Source organism: Salinicola sp., from assembly GCF_982684285.1.
On the sequence record NZ_CEXLVS010000226.1, the window covers coordinates 1 to 6,734 of the forward strand.

A 6,734-nucleotide genomic window follows, 5' to 3' on the forward strand; every position below is an offset into this window, starting at 1 on the left:
GGTAGAGCGCGCCCCAGCGGCGACAGAAATCGTCGAGGTTGCCGCTCTTGCGCTTCACGCGGCGCTGGCGTCGACGGTAAAAGACCTGGCCGAAGGCCTCGAGATCGCGACACAACGCCAGCCACGCGTGGGTCTCCTGGATCGCGATATCGGGATCGAAGGTGTCGCTCAGGATGAACACGTCGAAGTGCTGGCCATTGCCGCTCTGGCGCAACGACTCGATGGTCGCCCGCACACCGGCGAAGACCCGCGGAACGTCCTCGTTGCAGATGGGGACCAGCAGCGCGGTACGCGCGTCTTCCGGGATCGGTTCGTCACCGACTTCGGAGTCGATGGCATAGCGGTCGCGACCGCGAAGCAGCTGGAAGAAGCCCATCAGGGCAGTCCAGAAACCCGCGGACACCCAGGCGAACAGCAGCACGAACAGCGCCAGGATGGTGATCTCGAGCCACTGCTGGCCCTGTCCCGGCAAGACCGTCCGCATCTGGTTGGCGGCGATGAAGCTCTGGCCGAAAATCAGTACCAGCAGCACCCAGCGGCGCGCGCTCGCGATCATCTGCCAGCGCGGCGCCGGTTTGCTCTCCCGGTGCTTGCGACGAAACCCCCGGCCGGCCCAGTTCTTGAAGCGCTGCCCGAAGCGCACGAAGGGATTGGTCGACCACCCTTCGGGAGCCAGCGGCGTTCGCTTCAGCGGCGGCGCCGTCTTCAAGCGGGTGATGCCGCGCTCATCGGTATCGAGGATCTCCGGCGGCGCCAGCGGCGGCTCGGCATAGGCCAGGGCCAGGCGGCGACCCACCGAACTGGCAGCCGGATCGTCCTGATCGACCTCGCCACCGCCCAATGCGGCGTGCAGCGAAGCCATGTCATGGGTATCCAGGTCGCTGGCGAGCAGCTTGCGCCGCTCGTTCCGGTCCTGGGCTTCAAGCGCCAACCGCTCCAGGTAGTGCTCGGCTGACACCATCTTCTTGGGCGTCGCTTCAGCCATTGGCGGGCAACCGGTAGTACCAGGTTTCGGAAACCCGCTTCTCGCCTTGGTTCAGGTAGGCGCGGATGTCCAGCGGCTTGCTGTTGTCACTGCGCTTGACCTTGACGAAGACCCGCCAGCCGCCCATGGCCGAGTTGCGCTCGGCGTGGCTGTCCACCAGTTCACCGTTGTCGCCGACACTCGCCTGCACGCTGACGTTCGCGTCGTCACCGAGCCCTGACAGCGAGGGGCCAGTGAAATCCAGCACGAATGCCAGCGAACCGTCGGCCTCTCTGACCAGATTGTCCTTGCGGACTTCGCCGCGAGAACGGCGCGTCTGATCGACCCAGGCCAGAGAGGGATCGACGTAGCGGCTCTCGTCCTTGGTGACGGTGAAACGATAGTCGTAATCCAGCGGCGTGCCCGGCTGCGGCGCGGTTTCCGGCAGCCACATCGAGACGATGTTGTCGTTGGTCTCGTTGGGTGTCGGAATCTGGATCAACTCGACCTTGCCGGCGCCCCACTCGTTCTGCGGCTCGATCCAGGCGCTCGGACGCAGGTCATAGCGACTGTCCAGATCCTGATAGCTGTCGAACTGGTGATCCCGCTGCATCAGACCATAGCCCCGGAGGCGCGGCGTGGCCTGCTCGTTGATCATCAGCTTCGCCGGATTGGCCAGGGGGCGCCAGGTCCAGCCGTTCTGCGAGTCGCTGATCAGCAACCCGTTGGAGTCGTGGATGGCGGGCCGGTAGTTCAGCGTCGATGAGGGCTGCTCGGGGCCGTAGAGATACATGCTGGTCAGCGGCGCCACGCCCAGTTTCTCCACCGGACGACGCAGGAAGATGCGCGACTTGACGTCGACGACGGTGTCGGCCCCTGGGCGCAGCACGAAGCGATAGGCACCGGTCAGGCTGGGAGAATCGAGCAGCGCGAAGATCGTCAGGTACTGGCTGGTCTTGCTCGGTTTGACGATCCAGAACTCCTTGAAACGGGGAAACTCCTCGCCGGAAGGGAGTCCGGTATCGACCGCGAGTCCCCGGCCGGAGACGCCGTAGACCTGGTTCTTGCCGACGACACGGAAGTAGCTGGCGCCGAGAAACACCATCGTCTCGTCTTTGCGGTCAGCCTGGTTGAGCGCGTAATTGACCTTGAAGCCCGCGATGCCGAGATCGTCGTCGTTCTTGACGCTATCCGGAATATCCAGATTGCCGTAGGTGAAGTCGTCGGGGTTGTAGGCGAAGTCGTGCACGCCCTGATCGTCGACGCTGTGGAGTTGAATGGCGCTGTTGTAATGCATGCCCTCGTGGAAAAAGCTCAGGGTGAAAGGCACCTCGTCTCCACTCCAGACATCGCGATCACGCTTGTACTGGATCTGCTCGTACTGGCCGTAATCCAGATTGCTCAGCGCCTCCGGCAGGTTCTGTTCGGGTTCGCTGTAACCCTGTTGCGAAAGGTCCTCGGCTTTCTTCGCGACATCATCGAAACCAAAAGCCAACACATTTTGGGCGATACCGCTGAGTAGCAACCCTGTCAGGGCTACCACCGGAAGAAGCGCCTTGCGTTTTTCAAGGTTATTCCGCCGGATCGATGCACTCACACTCATACTCCTGTCATAACTATCTTGGCCGATATCAACGAGCTCGAGGCGTTCAAGGCCGTGCATACCGATGCTGTAAAAAACGGTCAGCCATGCCGAGCCGATAAAGCCGTGCCACCAGGAATGCCGGCAGCCGACGCAACTCACGATGAGGACGACGAGATAGCGAAGCCTCCTTGCTCCGTACCGCCGCAGTCTAGCATACGCTACACTGCGGGTACGGGAAGACCTCGTTGTCGGCCCACGACTGCCTGACTGAATAGCGCACCCGGTTCACCGACGGATGAGATCGCTGCATGCCCATGGATTCGCACTTCGATCAAGGGGCCGCGACGACCGGGTTGCGCCGTTGGCTGGGCATGATGGCGTATCTCGTCATTTTCAGCTACCCCCTGATCCAGGCCGATCGACTCTACCGGGACGACATCTGGCGCAGTTTCCATGGCGAGATGGGCTGGGTCTCCAACGGTCGCCCACTCTCCAGTCTCGTTTCGCTGCTGCTCAACGGCGGCCCTCGCCTCGCCGATCTCGCGCCGCTGCCGTTATGGCTGGGCCTGGCCGCCGTCGCTGCGGCCATTCTGCCGTGGCGACGCCGTCTGCTGGCATTCGACACCGGTCACGCCTGGCTTGCGATGCTGATTCTCGTCGTACAGCCGTTTTTCCTACAAAACCTCTCCTACCAGTTCGACGCGCTTCCCATGGCCCTCTCGCTGGCCTGCGCCATCGCCGGTATCGCCTGGGCGCTGGATCCGCGCCAACACCGACATTGGCAGGCACGATTCCGCTGGCTGGCCGGAGGCGCCGGCGTCCTGGCGTCGCTGCTGTTCTATCAGCCGGCCGCCAATGTCTACTTCGTGCTGCTCGCCTTCCATGTCGCCTTGAGTATCTCGCTGCGGGGTCGCCCCGACTGGTCCCTACACCTGGGGGCCCTGGCGACGGGCTTGATGGCACTGGTGATTTCAAAGCTCGTCTCCGCGTGGCTGATTGACGGCGACTACAGCGTCAAGCACAGCCAGCTGGCCCCGTTCGACCAGCTGCCCGGTCATCTGATCGGTCAGACGTGGCGATTCTGGCACTACGCGGCAACCACCCTGGGCGCCCCGACATGGTGGCTCGTCATGGCGCTGGCCGTCGTGACCACCACGACGCTGTGGATCGCGGCATGGCGCCATCGACATCTGGCGGGCCTGGCCGTCATGGCCCTGATCACGATCTGCCTGCCGCTGGGCGGGCTCGGCTTTCTGTCCGCCCTTTCCGACCCGATCTGGCGGCCGAGAGTGATGATGGGCTTCGGCGCGGTCTATGCCGGACTGCTCTTCTGCGTGCTGCAGTGGCTCGGGCGCTCCCGCTGGCCGCTGTTCAACCAGTCCACGATGGGCTGGCCGCTGCTGGTGGTCGCGCTCGGCACGCCCCTCACCCTGACCTACGCCTACGGCAATGCGCAAAGGCAGCAAGCGCTTTTCGCCGATCACGTTGCCATGACCCTGATCGAAGATCTCGCCGTGCAGCCTCACGCCGCGCCACTGGTCATCGACGGGGCGCTGCCCTACGCCCGGGCGACCCGCAACGCGATCGCCTCGCACCCGATGATAGCCGAGCTGATCCAGCCCTATCTCGACAACGGCTACTGGTGGGGCTACCAGGAGCTCTATCGCAGAGGCCTGTCCTCGGGCTTCGAATTGAGCAGCGACACGGCACTGCGGAGGGATTTCGAGTCCCGGTGCGGGAGTCTCGCCCCCCTGGTGCGGCGGGCCTGGTACACGCTCTACCGATTCGAGGGACACTACGTGGTCTCTCTCGAACCGCACTGCCATCGAAGCTTGACGACCAGCGAACTTCCCATCGACGACTGAGCGCGACGTCCGGCCTTGCCATCACGCTGCGCGGTTCTCCGGCGACATGGCGTTCCGATGCAGGGACCCACAGGCCAAACGCCTACACATTGACCGGGCTATGTCAGACAAATGGAGAATGGCGCTTTGTCGCCCGGTGCCCAACACTGCCCGGGTAACGTGGCGACAGCTCCCTTCTCGAGCCGCCATTGGGATGCATTCAACCAGGACACCTCTATGCATGCATGGACTCTGATCTCGTTCCTCTTCTTTACGGGATTGGTCGCCTTGATTACGTGGCGTATCACTCACCGTGACGATCTCAGCAATACGCGGGGCTACTTTCTCGCCGGTCGCAGCCTGAGCTTTCCGCTGATCGCGGGCTCGCTACTGATGACCAACCTCTCGACGGAGCAGATGGTCGGTCTCAACGGCGCGGCCTTCTCCGACGGGTTGAGCGTCATGGCCTGGGAAGTCGTTGCCGTCGTCGCCCTGGTGCTGCTGGCGCTGTTCTTTCTGCCCCGCTTCCTGCGCAGCGGTATCGCCACCGTTCCACAGCTGTTGCAGGCGCGGTTTGGCCCGACGACGCAACTGATCTGCAACGTCATCTTCCTGGTCGCCTACGCGGTCATCCTGCAGCCGATCATTCTCTACTCCGGCGCCGTCGGTCTTCAGGGCATGCTGGATCTGCCGGTACTGACGGGCATCGAGTCCAGCACCACGCTGCTGTGGCTGACGGTCTGGGGTGTCGGCATCATCGGCGCGATCTACGCCCTGTTCGGCGGCCTGCGGACGGTCGCCGTCTCCGACACCATCAATGCCATCGGCCTGCTGGTCGGCGGTTTCCTGATCGTTTATCTGGGTCTCAACGCCGCCGGCGATGGCAACGGTATCGCGGCCGGCTGGCAGGCCATCCAGCAGGCCCAGCCGGAACGCCTCAACTCCCTGGGACGCCCGGATCAGCAGGTCCCCTGGCCGACACTGTTTACCGGCGTCTTCCTGATCAACCTGTTCTACTGGTCCACCAACCAGCAGATCATCCAGCGCACCTTTGCCGCCAGGAGCCTTTCCGAAGGCCAGAAAGGCGTCCTGCTGACCGGTTTCCTCAAGCTCCTCGGACCGCTCTACCTGGTGCTGCCCGGGATCATCGCCTACCAGCTCTACGCCGATGAGGGCATCGCCGGCGACCAGGCCTATGGCTACCTGGTCTTCCACCTGCTGCCGCCCTGGCTGACCGGCTTCTTCGCCGCCGTCATGGTCGGTGCGATCCTGTCGTCGTTCAATTCGGCCCTGAACAGCACCACGACGCTGTTCAGCCTGGGTATCTACAAAGGGATATTCAAGAAGGAAGCGAGCGAGCAGCAGGTGGTCAACGCCGGCAAGATCTTCGGTTGGGTCATGGCCGTCGCGGCCATGGTGATCGCCCCGCTGCTGGCCGGCCAGGACAGCCTCTTCGACTACCTGCAAACGATGAATGCGATCTACTTCATCCCGATCCTGGCGGTGGTGATCGTGGGCCTGCTGACCAAGCGGGTGCCGGAGTCCGCTGCCATCTTCGGGCTGATCGGCGGCATCGTACTGATTGCGGCCGGCTACTTCGTGCCGCCGTTCAACGGCATCCTGGAGATCACCAACCAGTATCACTTCGTGGCCGGCGTCTTCGTGGTGCTGGTGCTCGGCATGCTGCTGATCGGCAAGATCGCGCCGCGCCGCGAGGCCTGGGTGCACGAGGACGTCAAGGCGGTCGATCTGACGCCCTGGAAGGGGGCGGTACCGGTAGCGATCGTGCTGCTGATCCTGGTCTTCGCGATCTACTTCGCCTTCGCCGGTTGACGCGACCGGGGTCGAACCACAACCCGACGACGCCTCGCCTCTGGTGCGAGGCGTCGTCGTTTTCGGCTCTGCCCTACCTGCCCGGGGTTCCCTGACGACCGCCGTTATCGTTTACCATGCGGACTGGTTTCTTCGGAAATAGAGGCGATGGCCCGACACCTGACTCACGAACTTCGGAATCTGCTCGATCGCGGCCGGGATCGCCAACTGCGACTGGCGGTCACCGGGCTCTCCCGCGCCGGCAAGACGGCGTTCTTGACGTCGCTGGTCAACCAGTTGCGCCATGCCGGTATCGATGCGCGTCTCGACTTGCTCAAGTCCGCCCGCGAGGAGCGCCTGCTCGGCGCGCAGCGGATCTCGCAGCCGGATCTCGGGATCCCTCGCTTTCCCTACGACGAAGCGATCGCCGCGCTCGAATCGACGCCGCCACGCTGGCCCGAGCCAACGCGCGGCATCAGCGAACTGCGCCTGCAGTTGCGCTACAAGACCCGGCGCGCAAGAGGCCTGC

5 protein-coding genes are annotated in these 6,734 nt (G+C 63.7%); 3 read left to right on the forward strand and 2 right to left on the reverse strand.

Annotated features, from left to right (window positions below):
• The coding region (locus AC3AYF_RS16555; protein WP_487780027.1) for a glycosyltransferase family protein at positions 1-985 on the reverse strand (985 nt) is incomplete at its 3' end.
• Positions 978-2,507, reverse strand: a complete 1,530-nt coding sequence (locus AC3AYF_RS16560) for a glucan biosynthesis protein G (protein WP_295035100.1) — start codon at positions 2,505-2,507, stop codon at positions 978-980. The genes AC3AYF_RS16555 and AC3AYF_RS16560, both read right to left, overlap by 8 nt.
• A 350-nt stretch (positions 2,508-2,857) precedes the next feature.
• On the opposite strand from AC3AYF_RS16560, the gene AC3AYF_RS16565 reads away from it, so the two are divergent.
• The 3 genes from AC3AYF_RS16565 to AC3AYF_RS16575 form a co-directional block, all read left to right on the forward strand.
• On the forward strand, positions 2,858-4,414 hold the full coding sequence (locus tag AC3AYF_RS16565; RefSeq protein ID WP_295035099.1) for a glucosyltransferase domain-containing protein: 1,557 nt from the start codon (positions 2,858-2,860) through the stop codon (positions 4,412-4,414).
• Positions 4,415-4,630: 216 nt separating this feature from the next.
• Positions 4,631-6,226, forward strand: coding sequence for a solute:sodium symporter family transporter (locus tag AC3AYF_RS16570; RefSeq protein WP_295035097.1), 1,596 nt, complete (start codon positions 4,631-4,633; stop codon positions 6,224-6,226).
• Positions 6,227-6,373: 147 nt separating this feature from the next.
• On the forward strand, positions 6,374-6,734 hold a 361-nt coding region (locus AC3AYF_RS16575), incomplete at its 3' end, for a YcjX family protein (RefSeq protein ID WP_487780028.1).